The following is a 2,882-nucleotide window of genomic DNA, read 5'->3' on the forward strand; positions in this document are numbered from 1 at the left end:
CGTACCAATACCGATATCCAGATTCACACTCTTGTTGGGTGCAGATATCATATTTAAAAGGTGATGCTGGTTTAGCTATGAAGCCAAAAGCCTCTTTTATAGCCGATTCAACATCATAAGAAACGATAAAGGTAGTATGAAAACGCATACGATCACCGTCTAAAAATTCATGCTGAAGCCAAAATCTAATCTCAGTATTATTAGGCATTTTCGCCCCCTCTAATGGTTAGCCACCACATTGTTTTTCTATATTCAATTGATTTGAGCATTGCCGCCCGAGTCCGTTCGTCAATGCTTTGATTTGGATTTATTGATGATCGGGAAACATATTTGGGCTTGGAATCTGGAGAAACTTGTGAGGTGTCAACTGACTTTACAAGGCTAGAAATATAAGCTGTAACACGCTCTGGAGAAGACTCGCCCAAATCCAATAAATATGACTGGGCACCTTTACCGCGAATTGCTTTCCATTGTTCTACAGTGATATTGGCAAGAACCGATGCACGGTCATCTTCAACCTTGTCCACTAACTCTTGGTCGGTAACTTCCTTGGCCAACTCCAAACGTTTACGTAAACCATTAGACCAATACAATTGACGACGGCCAGCAAAGGCAGAGGCATAAACTCGGAAAAGATCACCCGCTTTCTTAGCTGGGTAATCTGGATTGTCATTATCTAAAACACAACTGAGCAAACCCCAAGGAGATAAGCCTTTTGTTTTCCCTTTCTTAGCATTCGATTTGGTCATTTCGTCTTCTATACCCCATTTAGAGACGTAATCTGAAGCAAAAGAACCATCTTGAACCGTGCAACCATGCTCAAAACTAGGAATAGGCAAACCAGCTAAGCGGCAAGCCCTTAGCCAAGATTCACCGTAAACCATTTTCAAATGACCTGAGTAGGTATCGGAATTAGTAAAAACAATCATGTGAATGTGAGGATGGAAGCCATTTTTGCCATGAGTAACCTCAATAGCCCTAATGAAGCCCTCTATACCTAAATTAGAATCAAGGCGAGCAAGACTATTTTTAACTGAATACTTTCCAGCAGATAAGCGTTTAAATGCTTGTGACATTTTAGTAAGAATGTCGTTTAAATCATCTGAAATGCCATGAGGAAAAGTAAGTGTAACGAAGTGAGCGCGTAAATCTTTATCTTTTGCCACCTGCAAAGCGCTTTTTAGCTCTTGGCGTCTACGTTCTGACACTTTTGCAGCACAAATAGGACATGTCCAGATAGAACCACAGGACATTAAACCATGGTAATAAGCCTTTTTAGTATCTGTACCACGACAAAGCTTTATGTCAGAGACACCACCATCAGGAAGCGGCGCACGGAAAACCATGCATTTTGATGTACGGATATCAGGCAGTAATTTGTTCACGACAGACTTTAAAGCCCAGCGATTAGCCCTAGATAACTGCGACATATGAAAGTCAGATGGGGTTAATATGTCGTTTTTTACCTGAAAACCAGTTTCAGGTAACTGAAAAATCTCACCAGTACAAGGGTCGATTATCTCAGGGCTCGAAACGCCCGTGGCAGTAAGGGGGGAAGTAGTTTTAGTAACAGTACCAAGGGCGGCCAAATTTGACCTATTTGAGCCGTTAGAATACGATGTATCAGAGTTATCTGATGTACATTTCTGTTTTGATTCTTGTATACAGAAATAAGGATTGCTATCATTCATAAGCAATCTCGGTTTGGTTTGATATCAATTTGCGTTGGTTCATTTACTTTCCTTGATGTTGTGATGAAAACCCTCTCTTTGCTTGGCGGCTGTGGAGGGTTTTTTGTTATTTGTCTTCTACTACTAAACTCTGAAGTAGTTTAACCATATCATTCATACTGTTCTTTGAGTTGTTAGCAACCACAAAAGCAACTTCATCACGGCTAATGGCCTTACCAATCTCATTAATCAAATAAGCATTAGGATTAACCCCAAGATGCCTGCAAACAGCCACTAAGCGGTCATTTATATCTGACTCAAGCTTAAGGCTTCTCGATACTTTATCTTTTTTGGGTTCCATTGTAATCATCTCTATGTAGGCTTTATAAACGATTCCTATCCGTAAAAATAATACTATGGAGTCTCTATGTCAACATAGATGTTTCTAGTGGGAGCCCTTCCCCCTCACGGGGGCCCCGTCCCATTTCGAAACCTCTCATTGAATAATAGGTTCGCATCAAGAGCATACACGACAGATTTACGCTCTAGGTGACTAATTAAAGCCACCTAGAGCGTAGGAATTTAAAGGGATACCGGTATTCGATTTCACATTATGCATTTAACATGAAAAAACGGCCTGCAAGCTGGTTTTGCCTGCGGCCGTCTAGGGTCTGTTTGGAGAGTTAAACTATTCGTTAAAAGCGTCTAGCAGGGCGAAGGCTAAGAAGCGCTTAACATGGGGGCTTCCCCCATACCCCCTGAATCTTGATTTTGTAACCTAATCAAAAGCTGTATCTCCTGCAAATCTTGGTTTAAAAGCTGTGATAAGCCAATAATTGCATTTTTCATATTAGATGCGTTTGGGTGACTGACAAGCATAGAAAGCGCAAGGCTTAATTGCTCTGAATCATCCAAGAGAGACTGAACGGTTTCTGGGGTAAAATCTAAAGTAGACATATCAACTCCTAATAGTTGGTTGTTAGCCTGGTCTTTGAATGGCAGTTCATTGACCAGGTGATTTATTTACAATTGCTTTTGCTCGTTCACTCCGCGGCTTAAGGCCGCTTCGTTCCCTGCGCAGTTCGCGTACCAATACCGATATCCAGATTCACACTCTTGTTGGGTGCAGATATCATATTTAAAAGGTGATGCTGGTTTAGCTATGAAGCCAAAAGCCTCTTTTATAGCCGATTCAACATCATAAGAAACGAT

At 41.2% G+C, this 2,882-nt stretch carries 5 protein-coding genes; all 5 read right to left on the reverse strand.

Annotated features, from left to right (window positions below):
• The coding region (locus ACROAE_RS20375) for a hypothetical protein (protein WP_432406078.1) at window positions 1-208 on the reverse strand (208 nt) is incomplete at its 3' end.
• Window positions 201-1,691, reverse strand: a complete 1,491-nt coding sequence (locus tag ACROAE_RS20380; protein WP_432406080.1) for a protein rep — start codon at window positions 1,689-1,691, stop codon at window positions 201-203. The genes ACROAE_RS20375 and ACROAE_RS20380, both read right to left, overlap by 8 nt.
• A 106-nt stretch (window positions 1,692-1,797) precedes the next feature.
• The gene (locus tag ACROAE_RS20385; protein WP_432406082.1) at window positions 1,798-2,031 is read right to left on the reverse strand and encodes a hypothetical protein; all 234 of its coding nucleotides are present in this window, start codon (window positions 2,029-2,031) and stop codon (window positions 1,798-1,800) included.
• Window positions 2,032-2,390: 359 nt separating this feature from the next.
• Window positions 2,391-2,627 carry a hypothetical protein gene (locus tag ACROAE_RS20390; RefSeq protein ID WP_432406085.1) on the reverse strand — a complete coding sequence of 79 codons (237 nt, stop codon included), beginning with the start codon at window positions 2,625-2,627 and terminating at the stop codon, window positions 2,391-2,393.
• Window positions 2,628-2,693: 66 nt separating this feature from the next.
• The coding region (locus ACROAE_RS20395) for a hypothetical protein (protein ID WP_432406087.1) at window positions 2,694-2,882 on the reverse strand (189 nt) is incomplete at its 5' end.

Origin of the sequence: Shewanella sp. MF05960, assembly GCF_050849305.1 — a bacterium.
GTDB lineage: Bacteria > Pseudomonadota > Gammaproteobacteria > Enterobacterales > Shewanellaceae > Shewanella.